The 16,600-nt window shown below is 67.9% G+C and carries 14 protein-coding genes; 6 read left to right on the top strand and 8 right to left on the bottom strand.

Annotation, left to right across the window (positions count from 1 at the left end; all coding sequences use genetic code 11):
• Positions 1–42 precede the first annotated feature (42 nt).
• Complete coding sequence (gene purE / locus MSM1_RS11920; protein ID WP_213442393.1) at positions 43–549, top strand: 5-(carboxyamino)imidazole ribonucleotide mutase; 507 nt, start codon at positions 43–45, stop codon at positions 547–549.
• A 99-nt stretch (positions 550–648) separates the two neighbouring features.
• A complete protein-coding gene (locus MSM1_RS11925) occupies positions 649–1,818 on the top strand; it encodes an acyl-CoA dehydrogenase (protein ID WP_213442395.1) in 1,170 nt (389 codons plus the stop codon).
• Here the strand turns inward: MSM1_RS11925 and MSM1_RS11930 are convergent.
• Together MSM1_RS11930 and MSM1_RS11935 are read right to left on the bottom strand one after the other, a co-directional pair.
• Positions 1,807–2,994, bottom strand: a complete 1,188-nt coding sequence (locus MSM1_RS11930; protein WP_213442397.1) for a CoA transferase — start codon at positions 2,992–2,994, stop codon at positions 1,807–1,809. The genes MSM1_RS11925 and MSM1_RS11930 overlap by 12 nt on opposite strands.
• A gap of 14 nt (positions 2,995–3,008) precedes the next feature.
• Positions 3,009–3,938, bottom strand: a complete 930-nt coding sequence (locus MSM1_RS11935; RefSeq protein ID WP_213442399.1) for a class I SAM-dependent methyltransferase — start codon at positions 3,936–3,938, stop codon at positions 3,009–3,011.
• Positions 3,939–4,282: 344 nt separating this feature from the next.
• On the opposite strand from MSM1_RS11935, the gene MSM1_RS11940 reads away from it, so the two are divergent.
• The 3 genes from MSM1_RS11940 to MSM1_RS11950 are packed head-to-tail and all read left to right on the top strand — an operon-like array spanning position 4,283 to position 8,224.
• Positions 4,283–4,906 (top strand): IS607 family transposase, encoded by a 624-nt coding sequence (locus MSM1_RS11940; RefSeq protein ID WP_213442401.1) that lies wholly within the window; start codon positions 4,283–4,285, stop codon positions 4,904–4,906.
• Between the two features lie 45 nt (positions 4,907–4,951).
• Positions 4,952–6,568 carry an IS200/IS605 family accessory protein TnpB-related protein gene (locus MSM1_RS11945; RefSeq protein ID WP_213442403.1) on the top strand — a complete coding sequence of 539 codons (1,617 nt, stop codon included), beginning with the start codon at positions 4,952–4,954 and terminating at the stop codon, positions 6,566–6,568.
• A gap of 45 nt (positions 6,569–6,613) precedes the next feature.
• A complete protein-coding gene (locus tag MSM1_RS11950) occupies positions 6,614–8,224 on the top strand; it encodes an AMP-binding protein (protein ID WP_213442405.1) in 1,611 nt (536 codons plus the stop codon).
• Positions 8,225–8,339: 115 nt separating this feature from the next.
• On the opposite strand, the gene MSM1_RS11955 is transcribed toward MSM1_RS11950, so the two are convergent.
• The 6 genes from MSM1_RS11955 to MSM1_RS11980 all read right to left on the bottom strand — a co-directional run bounded on the left by MSM1_RS11955 (position 8,340) and on the right by MSM1_RS11980 (position 14,580).
• Positions 8,340–8,858: a flavin reductase family protein gene (locus tag MSM1_RS11955; protein ID WP_213442407.1), complete on the bottom strand. Its 519-nt coding sequence runs from the start codon at positions 8,856–8,858 to the stop codon at positions 8,340–8,342.
• Positions 8,855–10,093, bottom strand: a complete 1,239-nt coding sequence (locus MSM1_RS11960; protein WP_213442410.1) for a bifunctional 3,4-dihydroxy-2-butanone-4-phosphate synthase/GTP cyclohydrolase II — start codon at positions 10,091–10,093, stop codon at positions 8,855–8,857. The genes MSM1_RS11955 and MSM1_RS11960 overlap by 4 nt, the downstream gene beginning before the upstream one ends.
• A 30-nt stretch (positions 10,094–10,123) precedes the next feature.
• Complete coding sequence (locus MSM1_RS11965; RefSeq protein WP_213442411.1) at positions 10,124–10,912, bottom strand: N-acyl homoserine lactonase family protein; 789 nt, start codon at positions 10,910–10,912, stop codon at positions 10,124–10,126.
• A 16-nt stretch (positions 10,913–10,928) separates the two neighbouring features.
• Positions 10,929–12,326, bottom strand: a complete 1,398-nt coding sequence (locus tag MSM1_RS11970; protein ID WP_213442414.1) for an LLM class flavin-dependent oxidoreductase — start codon at positions 12,324–12,326, stop codon at positions 10,929–10,931.
• Positions 12,327–12,511: 185 nt separating this feature from the next.
• Positions 12,512–12,931, bottom strand: a complete 420-nt coding sequence (locus MSM1_RS11975) for a hypothetical protein (RefSeq protein WP_213442415.1) — start codon at positions 12,929–12,931, stop codon at positions 12,512–12,514.
• Positions 12,928–14,580 carry a long-chain fatty acid--CoA ligase gene (locus MSM1_RS11980; protein WP_213442417.1) on the bottom strand — a complete coding sequence of 551 codons (1,653 nt, stop codon included), beginning with the start codon at positions 14,578–14,580 and terminating at the stop codon, positions 12,928–12,930. The genes MSM1_RS11975 and MSM1_RS11980 overlap by 4 nt, the downstream gene beginning before the upstream one ends.
• A 193-nt stretch (positions 14,581–14,773) precedes the next feature.
• Between MSM1_RS11980 and MSM1_RS22710 the strand changes: the two genes are divergently transcribed.
• Positions 14,774–16,570 (top strand): helix-turn-helix domain-containing protein, encoded by a 1,797-nt coding sequence (locus MSM1_RS22710; protein ID WP_213442419.1) that lies wholly within the window; start codon positions 14,774–14,776, stop codon positions 16,568–16,570.
• The last annotated feature ends 30 nt before the right edge of the window (positions 16,571–16,600 follow it).

The following is a 16,600-nucleotide window of genomic DNA, read 5'->3' on the forward strand; positions in this document are numbered from 1 at the left end:
CGGCGACGATGCAGAGCGAAGCGATGAGGAGGAGCGGCGCCGATGACCCGACAACCCCGGGTCGGGGTGATCATGGGCAGCGACAGCGACTGGTCGGTGATGGCCGATGCCGCTAAGACGCTGGCCGAGTTCGACATCCCCTTCGAGGTGCGGGTGGTTTCGGCGCACCGCACTCCCGCGCTGATGCTCGACTACGCGCGTGGCGCCGCCGACCGCGGTATCGAGGTGATTATCGCTGGCGCCGGAGGCGCCGCCCACTTGCCGGGAATGGTCGCCGCCGCCACGCCGCTGCCGGTCATCGGAGTGCCGGTGCCGCTGGCCCGGCTTGACGGCCTCGACTCCCTGCTGTCGATCGTGCAGATGCCGGCCGGGGTGCCGGTGGCCACGGTCGCTATCGGGGGGGCCCGCAACGCGGGCCTGCTGGCGGTGCGCATGCTGGGGTCGGGGGACCCGGGGCTGCGCGCGCGGATGCTGGCCTTTCAAGAGCAGCTGGCGGAGACGGTACGGGCTAAGGACGCCACGCTCCAAGGTAGAGTTACCGGCGAATAGCCGCGCGCCGACGCCGGCCACCCGACGCGCGAGACACTGCATTTGCGAGAAGACCCGGGTGATCGGGCCATAGCGATCGGGCATAGCAAGGAGGCCGAGGTGGGTGAGTGGGCCGGAGACCCGGCGTTCGATCTGTTCAAACTGCCCGAGGAGCACGAGCATCTGCGTGCGGCGGTCCGCGCGCTGGCGGAGAAAGAGATCGCGCCGTATGCCGCCGACGTTGACGAGCGCTCCCGGTTTCCCGAGGAGGCGCTGGCCGCGCTGAACGCGTCGGGGTTCAACGCTGTGCACGTGCCGGAGGAGTACGGGGGACAGGGGGCGGACGCGGTAGCGACCTGCATCGTGATCGAGGAAGTGGCGCGCGTCGATGCCTCGGCGTCGCTGATCCCTGCCGTGAACAAGCTGGGCACCATGGGTTTGTTGCTCAGCGGCTCCGAGGAGCTAAAGCAGCAGGTGCTGCCGGCGGTGGCGTCCGGGGAGGCGCTGGCCTCATATGCGCTGTCCGAACGCGGCTCGGGCAGCGACGCGGTGGCGATGCGCACCCGCGCCAGGGCCGACGGAGACTCCTGGGTGCTCAACGGGTCGAAATGCTGGATCACCAACGGCGGCAAGTCAACCTGGTACACGGTTATGGCGGTGACCGACCCGGACCTGGAGGCCAACGGGATCTCAGCGTTTATGGTGCACAAGGACGACGAGGGGTTTTCGGTTGGGCCCAAGGAACGCAAGCTCGGCATAAAAGGCTCGCCCACCACGGAGCTGTACTTCGAGAACTGCCGTATCCCGGGTGACCGGATCATCGGCGAGCCTGGCACCGGGTTCAAGACCGCGCTGAAGACGCTGGATCACACCCGCCCGACGATCGGCGCCCAAGCGGTGGGTATCGCCCAGGGCGCACTGGATGCCGCGATCGCCTACACCAAGGAGCGCAAGCAGTTCGGCCAGCCGATCAGCGACTTTCAGGGTGTGCGGTTCATGCTCGCCGACATGGCGATGAAGCTGGAGGCCGCCCGGCTCATGGTGTACACGGCCGCCGCTCGCGCCGAACGCGGCGAGACCGGGCTGGGCTTCATCTCGGCGGCCTCAAAATGCTTTGCCTCCGACGTCGCGATGGAAGTCACCACCGATGCCGTGCAGCTGTTCGGTGGCTATGGCTATACCCGCGACTTCCCGGTCGAGCGGATGATGCGTGACGCCAAGATCACCCAGATCTACGAGGGAACCAATCAGATTCAGCGCGTGGTGATGTCGCGGGCGTTATTGCGCTGAAGTGGCCTGTGGGGTGGCGAGGAACTCGCCGTTGTGCTGGCCGGCGGCGGGAGGCGGGTCGGTCACCGTCGCGGTGAAGGTGGAGTAGCGCGCCGGCGTGCGGATCACCGTGACCGCGTCCCGGCCGCTACCAACTTTCAGGGCCAGCTCGTTCTCCGCAAACAGCGGGGTAGCGACGACTTGTTTCCAGGTGTACGGCAGGCACGCCATTACCCCGTTACGGCACAGCGCGTCGACCCATTCGGAAGCGGTCCTGGTGAGCAGCGTCGCCTCCAATTCATCGGTCAGCTCGGCGTAGTGGACCGCGCGTGACCGCTGGTCGGCGAACCGCTCGTCGCCGAGAAGGTCGGGGCGGCCGATCGCCCGGCACAGCAGCGCCCAATGTTTGGGCACATACGCACTGATGACGACGTAGCCGTCTGCGGCGCGGAACGCACCTGAGGGTTGCGCTGCGAACCCCACTGACTTGCGGCCCGTGGTGCGCGGCACCGCAGGCTCGCCGGGCGGGTTGAGGTGCACTGTCAACTGGCTGGCTTGCAGTCCCACCGCTACGTCATACATTGCGACGGTGATGATGTCGGCCACCCCGTGGCGTTCGCGGTTAAGCAGGGCGGCCAGCACCGCCTGGGCCAACACGTGACCGCTGGCGTTGTCAACCAGCTGAAACGGGATGAGTTGCGGCCTGCCGTCGGGGGTGCGCATCCCGGAGGTCATGCCGGCTTCGGCCGCGACCGTCAAGTCGATGCCGGGGCGGCTGCCGTGCGGGCCGTTACCACCGTAGGCCGAGAGCCGCGCATAGATGAGCTTGGGGTTGCGCGACTGCACGTCAGCGGGGCCCAAGCCAAGCTTTTCCATCACCCCCGGGCGGAACGCCTCGAGGATCACGTCCGCGGTGTCGGCGAGCCGCAGGATCTGCTGCTTGGCGTCTTGGGCGCCGAGGTCGACCATCACCGACTTCTTGCCGCGATTGTTAGGAAGAAAGTACGCGGGCAGCGGTGGGCGTCCGGGGAGGACCGCGGTGAGGTGCCGGGCGGCCTCGCCGCCCGGTGCTTCGATCTTGATGACCTCGGCGCCCAGGTCGGCCAGCACCTGCCCGGCCAGCGGCCCGGCCACGTTCTGGGTGAAATCCAGTACCCGAAACCCCGCCAGAGGCTTGGGGCCATCGCCGTCGGGCATCTGCGGCCCCTTCCCTAGAGCGCGCCGTCCTCGGTGCGCAGCGCGGTGCAGTAGTAGTTGTCGGTGGAGTACGCCTCGCCGTCTTTGGTTTGCGGCACCGGCAATCCGTTGTCGGCCAACAGTTGGGCTTGCGATATGCGCACCGTGCTCCAGTGGTGGCCTTGCAGGTAGCTCACCACATCGTTGCGCTCACCGGAAAACCACAAGTCGTCGAGTTTCACGTCCAGACCATGCTCATACCACTTCTGGGTGGCCGCACGCATGATCTGCTGGTTATTCGGGGAGCTCCCGAAGACTTCGGCCACCAGCCGGCTTCCGGCGGTGCTGAACTCGGTGATGTTGTCTAGCAGGCGGTCCTGGGCTTCGGGAGGCAGGAACGCGAGCAGGCCTTCGACGATCCACGCGGCGGGCCGCGCCGTGTCGAACCCGGCCTCCCGCAGCGCTGTGGGCCAATCGTGCCGCAGATCGATCGGCACCGTTCGCAAATCGACGGTCGGCGCGGCGCCGAGCTCGGCAAGCGCGGCGGTCTTGAACTCGATCACCCGTGGTTGGTCGATCTCGAACAGTGTCGCGCCGGCCGGCCAGGAAAGTCGATAGCCGCGCGTATCGAGGCCGGAGGCCACGATCACGGCCTGACGAATACCGGCCGCGAGGGCATCGGACAGGAACATGTCGATGAAGCGGGTGCGGGCGGCCAGCACGTCGGTCATCCGCTGCATTCCCCACGGCAGGCCGGGAATGTCGACGTCGACCGACTCGAGCTCGCCGGTGGCCCACCGGGTGAAAAAGTCGATGCCGACCGCTCGGACCAGTGGCTCGGCGAACCGGTCCTGGATGAGCGGGTGATCGGCTCTGGTGGCGCGGGCCCTGCCCGCCGCCACCATCGTGGCAGTGGCCCCCACGCTGGTCGCCAAATCCCAGGTGTCGTTTTCGCTGCGCACCATCGCAGCCAGTGTAACGGGGCCATCTGGTGGGTTCACGCGCGGCGATTTCGCGCCGATTGCTGGTCCAACTGACTGATCCGTGGATGTTCGGCCGTGGCTCGCCGGCGCATGCCCGTGGCTGCGGGTTGACGCCCAGGCAGCGTTCACGACAGCGCCTACCCTGGACATGTGCAGTGTCACCCCTTTGTCGCCTTGGTCGTGATCGGTGGGGCTGCGAGGCGCGCGTAAGACATGGCATCGCGCCCCGACATCCGCCGGGCCGCGGTCCGGGAAGGGTGCGGAGCAGTTGGCGGAATACTGAGTGATAGTGAGCGTATGAGCGTTCTAGTGAGTGTGCTGGTGGTGTGAACCTGACGGAGTGGGCGCGTGCTCAGGGTGTGCATCCGCAGACGGCGTACCGCTGGTTTCGGGAGGGCACGTTGCCGGTGCCGGCGGTGCGGGTGAATTCCCGCTCGGTGTTGGTGTCCCCGGACGCGCCTGGTGAGTCGGGAACCGCCGCGTTCGGGTTGTATGCGCGGGTGTCCTCCCATGATCAGAGGTCCGATTTGGACCGGCAGGTCGCTCGGCTGACTGGCTGGGCCGCGCAGGCCGGTGGCCAGGTGGTGCGGGTGGAGGCCGAAGTCGGCTCGGGGATGAACGGGTCGCGGGCCAAGGTGCGACGGTTGTTGGCTGATCCGAAGGTGACCGTGGTGGTGGTGGAGCATCGGGATCGGTTGGGTCGGATGAACACCGAGCTGGTCGAGTCCGCGCTTGCCGCGCACGCCCGGCGGCTGGTGGTGCTCGACGACGGTGAGGTGACCGATGATCTGGTGCGCGACATGGTGGATGTGCTCACTTGGTTCTGCGCTCGACTCTATGGTCGCCGAAGCGCTCGAAGCCGCGCGTTAAAAGCGGTGGGCTGCGCGCAGCGCGACATCGGCCCCAAGGCTGTTGTCGGAGGCCGGGTGGATGATGCCGGTCATGGATGAGCTGCGGCGGGCGTTGCGGTCAAGGTCTGCGCGAAGGCGGCCGTCATGACCATCCTGCGCCAGATCGCTGCACCGTTTGTCGCCGACCCGGCGACGGGTGTGTGCATCCGCACCCGGCTGAAAGGACTCACCGCCGCCGACGAAGACGTGCTGCGTCAGGTGGGTGCCCACTTGGGCGGGCTGGCCGGCGCTGATCTGGCGGCGCGGGTGCGCGCCGGTGTGGGCCACGGCAAGGACGCCTGGGCCGAGCGCAAACGCGGCCTGACCGTGGAGTCGACGGCGCGCTGGGCGGGCGCCATCACCAAAGCCACGCACGACCAGTGGGGGCTGGCGCGGCGCGCGCAATACGCGCACGCCCAATCCCTGCGCGACGGGATCGCGATGATCCGCCACCGGCTCGCCCAGGAGTTGGGATCAAAAGGCATCGACGGTATGCCGGGCGGCTACCGCAGCCGCCAGGAGTGGTTCGCCAAATCACGGCGTCTGGCGGACCTGCAAGCACGGCTCGCGCGGGTGGAGGCTGACCGGGCAGCCGGTCATGTGAGCGTGGTGCGCGGCGGCAAACAGCTGTTGCGCAAACGCCACCACCTGGCCCAGGCCGGGCTCACCGAGGCGCGGTGGCGAGATCAGTGGGAAGCGGCCCGCTGGTTTTTGTCTGCTGATGGCGAGTCGGGTAAACGCTGGGGCAACGAAACCATCCGCGTCACCGGTGAGGGTGAGCTGTCGCTGCGCCTACCGGCTGCGTTGGCGCACTTGGCGAACGCCCCGCACGGCCGCTACGTCTTCTGCGGCAGGGTGGAGTTTGCGCATCGCGGCGCCGAATGGGCCCAGCGGGTGGCCGTCGACCGGGCGGTGGCTTACCGCATCCACTTCTGCCCCGATAAGCAGCGCTGGTATCTTGACGCTGCCTGGCGGCGCACGCCGGCACAGGCGGTCCCGCTGGAGTCGCTGCGCGCCGGGGAACTGGTCGGGGTGGACATGAACGCTGATCACCTCGCCGCTTGGCGCCTCGACCCGCACGGCAACCCGATCGGCTCCCCGCGCACGTTCGGCTATGACCTCTGCGGCGCCGCCGACCGCCGCGACGCCCAAGTCCGCCACGCCCTGACCCGGCTGCTGCATTGGGTCACCGACAACGCGATCACGGCGATCGCGGTCGAGGACCTCGACTTCACCGACAGCAAGACTCGCGAAAAGCACGGCCGCAAACACAGGTTCCGCCACGTCATCTCGGGCATGCCAACCGCCAAACTGCGCGCTCGACTACTCGCCATGGCAACCGGGGCAGGGATCAGCGTGATCGCCGTCGACCCCGCCTACACCAGCAAGTGGGGCGCCCAGCACTGGCACAAACCACTGGCCGCACACCATCCACAGACCACCCGCCACCACGCCGCGAGCGTGGCGATCGGACGGCGCGCCCTCGGACATCGGATCCGGCGACGCGTGGCACCGCCTCAACCACACCAGAGTGATGTGGCTGAGCATCGGACCACGCAGGCCGAATCTGGCGGCCGGGAGCGTGAGACAACCCGCCACCCCGGGCCGGGACCACGGACACGATCCGCTTGTCCGACCGGGGCGAAGAACGCGGGAAGTCAGGCGACCCAACACCGTTCGGGGCTGCCCACTGAGCAAAACTCAGTTTCGCTCAGTGTTTAGGAACGGTCGAGGGTGCCTGCGTATTCAACCGGAGAGGGAGCGTCGGTGACCGACTTGGACCTGCAGAAGAATCTCGTGACGCGCGTGAACGTCGGCGACATGCTGACCCGCACCGCTTGGCGGCTCCCTGGGAAAGAGGCCGTGATCGACGGGCCGCGCCGGCTTACCTATGGGCAGCTGAACGCCGCCGTGAATCGGCTGGCCAACGCGCTATTATCGGCGGGCTACCAGCGGGGCGACGTGCTCGCTCTGGTGTGCGGCAACAGCATCGAGTTCCTGCTCACCTATTACGCGTGCGCCAAAGCTGGGGTGGTGTGTGTGCCGGTCAACCTGGCTTGGGGCGCCTCTGAGACGGCTTACGTGCTCGGGCACTCCCGCGCTAAGGGGGTGGTTGTGGAGAGCCAATTGGCCGACCTGGTCGGGGCGGCGCTAGACCGCCTCGAGCATCACACCGAGGATCACACGGTGACCGACGTGATCGTCGCGCCCGGCACCGGTGCCCGCTGGGAATCCGTCGGCACACGGTCGTGGCGGCCGTTGCACGAGTTCATCGGCGACACCGGTGACGCCGAGCCGGAATGCTTCGTCGCCGACCGCGACGCCATCACCTATCTGTACACCAGTGGCACGACGTCGGCCCCCAAGGGGGTGGTGAGCAGTCACCTCGCGGTCTACATCGAGTCGCTCACGGCTCCCCTGGTGTTGGGGATCGGCGCGCAGGACCGCGCGGTGGTGATGATGCCGCTGTTTCACACCGCTCAACTCAACGGGTTCACCACCGGTCTGATCTACGTCGGCGGCACCGCGGTGCTAATGCGGGCGTTCGACCCGGCCGCGCTGTTGGCGACCATCGAGGCTGAGCGTGTGACGCAGATCTTCGGGTTGCCGATGATGTACCGGGCGATGATGGAGCACCCCGATATTGCCACGCGCGACCTGTCAAGCCTGCGCCTGGCCCTGTATGCGATGGCGCCGATGCCCGACACCGACCTGCGCAAGGCCATGGAGGTTTTCGGCTGTCGGTTCGCGCTTGGGTTCGGCCAGACCGAGATGAACCCGCTGACAACCGTCTTCCCGCCGGAGTATCAGCTCTCGCACGCGGGCTCCGTCGGCCTGCCGGTTCCCAACGTCCAGGTGGGGATCATGGACGATGCCGGTCGCCTGCTCCCCGGTGGCGAGGCCGGCGAGATCGTCTACCGTGGCCCGCACGCGATGGAGGGCTACCTGCGCAACCCGCAGGCCACCGCCGAGGCATTCGCGCACGGGTGGTTGCATTCCGGTGACATCGGGCGCTTCGACGCCGACGGGCTGCTGTGGTTCACCGACCGCAAGAAGGATGTGATCAAAACCGGCGGTGAGAACGTGGCCTCCATCGAAGTCGAGAAGGCGCTATACGAGGCCGAGCCCCGGATCCAGGAGGTGGTCGTGGTGGGGTTGCCGCACGAGCGCTGGACCGAGGCCATCGTGGCCATTGTCACCCCCAAGCCGGGAGCCCAGCTCACCGAGGAAGACGTACTGGCCGCCGCACGCAGGCGGCTGGCGGGCTTCAAAGTCCCCAAGGCGGTGATCTTCACCGACAAGATGCCCCGCACCGCGACGGGCAAGGTGCAAAAGAATCTGCTGCGGGAGCAGCACCAGGGCTTTTTCCTGGACTAGCGGCAGGCTAGCGGTGGACTAGCCGGGACCGGCCGCCGCAGCCGAGGCCGGCGACCGCCGTGTCATCCCCGAGCCCACCGGACGGCGACTCGCCGACCGGCGCGCCTGGGCTCGGTCATAGCGGCCCCAGCGGATCATGCCGTTCGGTCATCTCGCGAAAACCGCGGTGCGCATAGACGACCGGCGGGGCCTCGCCCAGGCGAACGTGCCGCACCAGGCCGAGCAGGATGGTGTGGTCGCCGGCTTCAATCAGTTGTGCGGTCTCGCAATCGACGGTGGCCACCGCGTCGACGAGTCCCGGCGAGCCGAGGGCGGTGTCGGTGAACGACGCGCCGGCAAACTTGTCGACGCCCTTGGAGGCGAATCTGCACGCCAAGGCGCGGTGCTGAACGCCGAGGATGTTGACCGCGAACGCCCGGGTTGCCAGGAAGGCCGGATGGCAGTCCGCGGTGCGGTCCAGGCACGTCAGCACCAGCGGCGGAGCCATGGACACCGCGGTGAACGCGGTGGCGGTGAAGCCCCGGGGGCGGCCGTCGGCGTCCACGGTGGTGACCAGCGTCACCCCGCTGGGAAAGCGGCTCATCGCCTCGCGGAACAGCGCTTGGGTGGCCCCGGTGTCGTGGCCGATGCTCATCGTGGCACCACTTGAACGTCGTCGGGCAGCTCGTCGGGCAAATCGAGGAGATGACCGAGCTTATCCCGCTTGCTGCGCAGGTAGCGAAGGTTGTCCGCGGTGATGCCGCACTGCAGCGCAACCCTGTCGACGACGTCGAGGCCGTAACCCGCCAGGCCGGTGTACTTCGCGGGGTTATTGGTCAGCAACCGCATCCGGCGCACCCCGAGATCACGCAGAATTTGTGCCCCGATGCCGTAGTCGCGGTCATCGACCGGAACGCCCAAAGCCTGGTTGGCCTCCACCGTGTCTAGACCGCCGTCTTGCAGTGAGTAGGCGCGCAGCTTGTGGGTCAGCCCGATTCCACGGCCTTCGTGGCCGCGCAGATATACCACCACGCCGGCACCCTCACTCACGATGCGGGCAAGGGACGCGTGCAATTGCGGGCCGCAGTCACACCGCTGGGAGCCGAAAAGGTCGCCGGTGAGGCATTCGGAATGCACCCGAACGAGCACGTCGTCCCGCGCGGCGATGTCACCGTGGACCAGCGCGAGGTGTTCCTGACCGTCGAGGGTGCACCGGTAAGCGTGCACGGTGAAAGCGCCCGCCGCGCACCGGACCGGAACGCGCGCGGTGCGCACCACCAGCCGCTCGTGGTCCATCCGGTAGCGGACGATATCGCTGATCGTGATGAGCGGCATGCCGTGGTGCTCGGCAAACCGCTGCAGGTCCGGCAGCCGCGCCACGGTCCCATCGTCGTTCATGATCTCCGCAATCACCGCGGCGGGTGTCCGTCCGGCCAGGCGGGTCAGGTCGACCGCGGCTTCGGTGTGCCCGGCGCGCTTGAGCACGCCCCCCGCTCGTGCGCGCAGCGGAAAGACGTGGCCCGGCCGGGCCAGATCGGCGGGGCGGGTCCGCTCGTGTTTCAGCGCGCGAACGGTGGCTACCCGATCGCGGGCCGAGATACCGGTGGTCGTCGTCCACCTCTCGTCGACCGACACGGTGAACGCGGTGCGATGCGCTTCGGTGTTGTCATCGACCATCTGCGGCAATCCGAGTGCGTCAAGTCTGGCCGGCTCCATCGGCACGCAGACGATTCCACTGGTGTGCCGGATCAGCAGCGTCATCAGCTCGATGGTGATGGTGTCCGCTGCCACGACCACATCGCCTTCGTTCTCGCGGTCCTCGGCGTCGACCACGATCACCGGCCGGCCGCGGCGAATCGCGGCGACGGCCTCATCGACCGAGCAACTCACGGCTCACCCCAGCATCCAAGACATGGTCCGTCACTCGAAGCAGTGGGGGGCGTGGCCGAATTCCGCCCAGTCCTGTGGATCGTGTGTGATCCATACCGTGGCGTCGGCGCTGTCGCGCAACAATTGCAGCCGTCGGATCGAGCGCAGCGACTGCTCGGTGTTCGCGTCATAGGGCATCGGCACTACCCTTTCGAGGGCCTCGCGCAGGTGCACCGTGTCGCCAGTGAGGATGAAGTTGCGACCGGGCAGGCGCACCAGCAGGCTCAGCTCGCCGGGGGTGTGCCCGGGAGTGAACAGGATGACGACGCTGCCGTCACCGAACACGTCGTGGTCTACCCCCGGGATCTCCCGCCACCGGAACATGCGCGCGGCGTCGATGTCCGCTCGCCGGAAAAACACGGCGCCCGCGGGGTCGGGCCAGTACGCATAGCGGATATCTCCCTGCCCGACGAAAAACTCGGCCTGCGGGAACAGGTACAGGCCACCGCTGTGATCGAAGTGGGTGTGGGAGACGACCACATATCTAACGTCGGACGTCGCGTAACCCAGCGCGGCAAGCTGGCGGTCGATCGCCTGCTCGGGACGGAAGCGCAGCCCGAGCAGACCGGCGAGCTCCCCGTAGACCCCTTCGGGGTCGGTCGCGGCCGCCGGGACCAGGCCGGTGTCGAACAGCACCAGCCCCTTGGGGTGCTCGATGAGGTAGGCGGGCATCGGAATGGTGCACTCGCCGGAGGCGCCGACCATGAGAATCGACTTGTCGAGAGTGAACGTCGGCGAATCCAGCGCCCACAGGCGCTTCGCCGTGCCGAACGCGGTCATCCGCGGAGCAACGCCGTCAGCTCCGGGTCATCGCCGGCGCGGCGACGTCCAGGCTCACCGAGCTGTCTTGACGCTGCGGACTGCCGCCGCACTCCTTGCGCAGCACCGGCATGATCTCCTCGGCGAAGTACTGCATTTGCGCCTCGATCTCCTCGCCGGCGAAGCCTCCGAGCTCAAACCAGGCGTTGAACATGAAGTCCTCGTAGCCGCACTGCTCCTTGACTTTCATGATGGTGTCGATCACGTAGTCCTTGGAGCCGTGGATGGCGACCTCCTTTTGGCGCAGCAGATCGGCGGTCACCTTCATGTTCAGGTCGTACATGGGCTCGTCGGCCTCGGCGAGCACCGCGGCGAACCCGAAGGGCCCGTAGTAGTCCCACTGCAGCTCCATTCCGCGCGCGGCGCGGTCCAGGTCGCCCAGCCCCTTGTCGACCACGTGGATGTAGCGGCAGGTCACCACGCCACGGCGGTTGTCGGCATCCCAGCCGTATTTGAACTGCCCGCGGTTTTGACGGTCCGGCCAGCCGGCTTTCTCCGCCGCGTCGTAGTACACCTCGATGTTCTTGCGCAGCCGCGAGTTGGGCTCGACGATGAAATACCCGTTGATGCCGTGCTCGGCCGCCCACCTGATGGACCGGGAGCTGGTCAGCGGCTCCCAGATCTGGGGGTAGGGCTTCTGCAGCGGCTGCGGGTAAACCGGAAATTCCAACAGCTTGGTGGTGGTCGCCTGGACCGGATTGCCGCCGGAGTACATGTCCGGTGGCCCCAGCTTGAGCACCTGCTCCAACGACCGTCCCATACCCGGGCGGCTGAAATAGGCGATCGTCTGCTTGTGATTCCACTTGGTGTATGACGGCGGCAGCGACAGGAACTCGCCGTGATGGCTGAACGAGTCCTGGGTCCAGGCCTTGATGATGGTCTCGTAGGCCTCCTCATAGTAGGCGCGGTTGCGTTCCTGGTCCTGGATGGTCGACCCGTAGGTCCAGCCGAAGGTTTCGTTTTCCCGCGGTTGATAGCCGCGGCCGATGCCGAACTCCAGGCGCCCCCCGCTGATCACATCGAGCATCGCGGCCTGCTCGGCGATCCGCAGCGGGTGCCACCAGGTGATGATGTTCGCCGCTTGCGCGAGCCTGATCCGCTTGGTTCGAGACGCGATCGCGGCCTCGCTGAGCAGCGGATTCGGCGAGAGCTCCGCGCCTTCGGGCTGGAAGTGGTGCTCGGTTTGAAACCAGTAGTCATAGCCGAGCTGATCGGCCAGGATGCCTTGCCGCACCTGGTTGACGATGGTCCGCTGGGCGGCCGCATGCGTTTCGGCGAGCGTGCCGTCGTTGACGGTGACCGGCACCCCGTCCACGTCCACCGCGACCCCGGGCAGGTCCGATGCTCCGTTGTGGAAGATCCCGATCTCGATCATGGTGCTCCTTGGTGGGTGTTTTGGGTCGTTGATCTGGGCTGTGGGTCTCAGGTGGACGGTGGGCGCGCCACACCGGAGGGTGTGTTACCGACAGCTTGCGCGCGATACCCGGGCGCCGCAGGTCCCGAAACGGGACACGGGACCATTGGGACACTTCGGGGATTCCGCCCGTGCGGGTGCGCGGGTCACGCGCCGGGGTGGACGTGTGGGTGGGCGGGGCGAGGCGGGTGGCTGTGCCCGTGATCATGGCGCACCGGCTCACCGGCCGGAGCATCATCGCGCTCGCGCAGCGCGTGCTCCTGTCGCTGCAGTTCGCGCTCCAGTAGCCGGTGGTCGCGCCGGGCGCGAGCCACCCAGGCACGCGCCGCCGGGGGAGCCAAGTGGCACAACCCGGGCACATCGGGGTAGTCACGGCACGACGGCGCCCAGTCAGCGGGCCCGTCCGCCGCCGGCGGACGGGCGACACCGCCCAGGCTCACCGGGCGGTAGCGCCGCCTTGCCGCGGCCCCACAGGCCGGGCAGGGCATCACCGCCGGCGGCGGTGTCGAAACGAACCGCTCCACTCGCCCGCAACAGGTCGGGCAGCGATAGTCAACCAGGATCACCGGGCCGACACCTCCCCGCGGGGGGCGCGCAGCGGCGTGCGCCAGGCGGGATCGGCGAACCGTGCGCGCAGCGCCTTCTTGTCAAATTTGCCCACCCCGGTCTTGGGAATCTCCGGCAATATCAGCACCTCGTCGGGTATCCACCAGGGCGGCAGGCGGTCGGCCAGAGACGCCCTGAGCTCCGATTCGGTCAGTGGGGCCCTGGCGACAACACAGGCCACGGGACGCTCCAGCCATGTGGAGTCCGGTACCGCCACTACCGCCGCCTCGACCACACCGGGGTGGGCCATCAACGCGTTTTCCACCTCGACCGACGAGATCCACTCACCGCCGCTTTTGATCAGGTCCTTGGCCCTGTCGGTCAGGCGCACGTAACCGTCCGGGTCGATCGAGCCGACGTCGCCGGTGTAAAACCAGCCGTCGCGAAAGCTCTCCGAGCTGCGGGGGTCGTTGAAATACTCGCGAGCGACCCAGGGTGAACGCAGCAGAAATTCGCCCACGCTGGCGCCGTCCCACGGCACTTCCCGGCCGGCCTCGTCAACGACCTTGATCTCGCACAGCGGCAACGGGAGCCCTTGAGTTGCGCGGACCGCGTCCCGCTCATCCTCCGGAAGGTTCCGGTGCTTTTCCTTCAGCTCGGTGAAGGTGACCAGCGGGGAGGCCTCGGTCATGCCCCAGCCCTGGGCAATGGCCACCCCGTGCGTGTCGCGCCACCACCGCATCAAGCCGCTGGGCGGCGCCTGCCCGCCCAGCCACAGCACCTGCAGCGACGAGACGTCATAGGATCGCCCGGCCGACATGAGCGCGTCGCGCATCAGCGCCCCGACCGTGACCGCGCCGACGGCGTGGGTGACGCGGCAAGCCTCGATCAGCTCGAGGTAATCCCGTGCCTGGGGGTGCGGACCGGGCAGCACCAGGGTGGCTCCCTGCAACGCGGCCGCATAGGGAACGCCCCAGCTGTGGACGTGGAACATCGGGGTGATCGCCAGGAAGGTGGCGCCCTCCCGCACGCCGATCGAGCCGTGCACGCACAACCCCAAGGTATGCAGCACCAGGCTGCGGTGGCTGTAGACCACGGCCTTGGGATCGCCGGTGGTACCCGACGTGAAGCACATCGCCGCGGCGGTGTTCTCGTCGAACTCGGGCCACTCGGCCTCGCCGTTGTGGGCGCCCAGCAGCTCCTCGTAGGCGTACACCGGGCGCAGCCGGGTCTCGAGTATCCCGGGCGCCAGCACCACGTAGGCCCGCACGCCGGGCAGCTGCGGGGCAATCTGCTCGGCCAGGGGTATCTGGTCGGGTTCCAGTAGCAGCACGCGGTCTCCGGCGTGGTTGATGCTGTAGGCAACCTGCTCGGGAGGCAGCCGCAGGTTCACCGTGTGCAATACCGCGCCCATGCAGGGCACCGTGAAATAAGCCTCGTAGTGGCGGTGGGTGTTCCACGCCAGCGTGCCCACCCGGTCGCCGGGACGCACCCCCAGCGCGGCCAGCGCCTGACCGAGCCGGCGAACGCGAGCCGCGAGCTCGGCATAGGTGTAGCGGTGCAGGCCTTCGCCGGTGCGCGCGATGATCTGCTTGTCGCCGAAGACGTGCTCGGCGCGCCACAGCAACCGCTGGACCAGCAGTTGGCGGTCCATCATCAGTCCCTGCATGTGGGTGCCCTCTCCGCGGAGCGGAGTTCACGAGGTCACAGCGTGGAGCATTGGAATGCCGAGCGAGGTCATCGCCATTGTGGCATCAACCACACAGGAAATGTGTCTCAAAACGGCACAGTTGCCTTTTGCATCGATGCGCGAGACTCGCTGTAACGTGGCTCACATACCGTGAGAAAAGCGGAGGCTGCAGGTGGCGGGTGCACGGGCATCAACCAGGCACACCGCGGTGGAGAACGCGAAAGTCCGGTTTATCAACGGAGAGCCGATCAGCCAGAGCGTTCGCGACGAGATCCTGACCTCCTGGCGGCGGTCCCGGATGCTCGGGGCTGATCCGGCCCGGTTTGCGCTGCCATACCGACCCGAGTTTGACGCGCAGAGCCCGCTGCTGCGCGCCGCGGTTCCCGTTGTCGACCGGCTGGCGACCCTGCTGGCGGACACCAACACCGCGATCATCCTCTCCGATCCGCTCGGGCGCATCGTGGCCCGCCGGGTGGGTCAGGGCGACCTGATGCGCCACCTGGACCGGGTGTGCGCGGCCGAGGGTTTCGTCTACGCCGAGGACATCGTCGGCACCAACGGCCTGGGCACCGCGGTGGAAATCGGGCGAGCGATTCAGGTGGTCGGTCCCGAGCATTTCGCCGAGCGGCTGGTCGAGCTGACCTGCGTCGGTGTGCCCATCCTCGATCCGCTCACCCGGCGGCTGGTGGGCGTGATCGATTTGACGTGCCACGTGCGCGATACCAACGGTTTGCTGCGCCCCTTGGTGGAACAAGCCAGCCGGGACATCAGCGAGCGGCTGTATCACCAGCGCAGCATGGATGAGCAGGCGTTGCTGCAGCATTTCCTCAAGGCCGGCCACACCAGCTCGCAGGCGCTGGTCGCCATCAACCAGCGGATCATGATTGCCAACGCGCGGGCGTCACGCCTGCTCGCCGGAGCCGAACATGCCGTGCTGTGGGAACAGGCGGGCCGGTTGATGGCGAACGACACCGGTGGCGAACACGACCTCGCGTTGCCCGGTGAGACGGGTTTGCGGGTACGGGCCAGGGCGATCCGCGACGCCGGCGCACCGATCGGTGCCTTGCTGGAGATCCGCGAGGTGACGCCGCCGCCGGGCCCGCCACCGGAGGCCGGTGACGGCGTCGACGAGCTGCCCGGTGTGGTCGGCCGCAGTGCCGTCTGGCGTGGGTGCTGCCGGCTTGCCTACGACGCTGCGCGCCGCACCGGGTCGCTGGTCCTGGCGGGCGAGCCCGGGGTGGGCAAGTTCACTTTGGCCAAGGCCCTGCACGAGGCGCTGCACCCCGGGGCCGCACTGGTTGTGGCCGACGGGGCCGCGGCGGCCGTCAAGGGTCCGTCGCCGTGGTTGTCGCAGCTGCGCCAGGAGCTCGCCGGCTCCCCGCACGGTACCCTGGTCGTCCGCAGCGTGGATTTGCTGGCACCGGCCCTGGTGCGCGGATTGCGTGCGCTGGCGCAAGACCTGCCTGCGGGCGGGTGGCTGTTCATCGCGACCGCGACCGGCCTCGGCGACTGCGATCCGATAACGACGTTTCTCGAGGCGGTGCGGGTGGACGTCCCGACATTGCGTGACCGGCCCGAAGACCTGCCGCCGTTGGCCGCCGCGCTGATGGCGCGCCAGGCGCGGCGCACCGGGCGGCGCCGCGAGTTCAGTGGCGAAGTACTGCAGGCCTTCCAGCGGCTGTACTGGCCGGGCAACGTCGCTCAGCTGGCCGAACTCGTCGAGACCCTGAGCTCTCGTCCGCAGCCGGGTCCGATCCGGCTGGCCGAAGTTCCAGCCGAGCTGTTGCGCGCAGCGACCCGCCGTCCCGTCAGCCGCTTTGAGCGCGCCGAGGTCGATGCGATCCTGGCCGCGCTGCACGAAACCGGGGGCAACAAGAAGGCGGCAGCGCAACGCCTGGGTATCTCGCGCTCCCGCCTGTACCGCAAGTTGCACAGCGTCGGCATCGATATCGACCATGCGTTCTACTGAAACGTTACTGAAACGCGTCGCCTCACTGGG

This window comes from Mycobacterium sp. SM1 (genome assembly GCF_018361265.1).
GTDB lineage: Bacteria > Actinomycetota > Actinomycetes > Mycobacteriales > Mycobacteriaceae > Mycobacterium.

Bases quoted from the DNA above. Each gene is read 5' to 3' on its own strand.
- purE (WP_213442393.1), top strand. From the start codon at position 43: ATGACCCGACAACCCCGGGTCGGGGTGATCATGGGCAGCGACAGCGAC.
- MSM1_RS11980 (WP_213442417.1), bottom strand. From the start codon at position 14,580: ATGCAGGGACTGATGATGGACCGCCAACTGCTGGTCCAGCGGTTGCTG.
- MSM1_RS11935 (WP_213442399.1), bottom strand. From the start codon at position 3,938: ATGGTGCGCAGCGAAAACGACACCTGGGATTTGGCGACCAGCGTGGGG.
- MSM1_RS11930 (WP_213442397.1), bottom strand. From the start codon at position 2,994: ATGCCCGACGGCGATGGCCCCAAGCCTCTGGCGGGGTTTCGGGTACTG.
- MSM1_RS11970 (WP_213442414.1), bottom strand. From the start codon at position 12,326: ATGATCGAGATCGGGATCTTCCACAACGGAGCATCGGACCTGCCCGGG.
- MSM1_RS11945 (WP_213442403.1), top strand. From the start codon at position 4,952: ATGACCATCCTGCGCCAGATCGCTGCACCGTTTGTCGCCGACCCGGCG.
- MSM1_RS11965 (WP_213442411.1), bottom strand. From the start codon at position 10,912: ATGACCGCGTTCGGCACGGCGAAGCGCCTGTGGGCGCTGGATTCGCCG.
- MSM1_RS11955 (WP_213442407.1), bottom strand. From the start codon at position 8,858: ATGAGCATCGGCCACGACACCGGGGCCACCCAAGCGCTGTTCCGCGAG.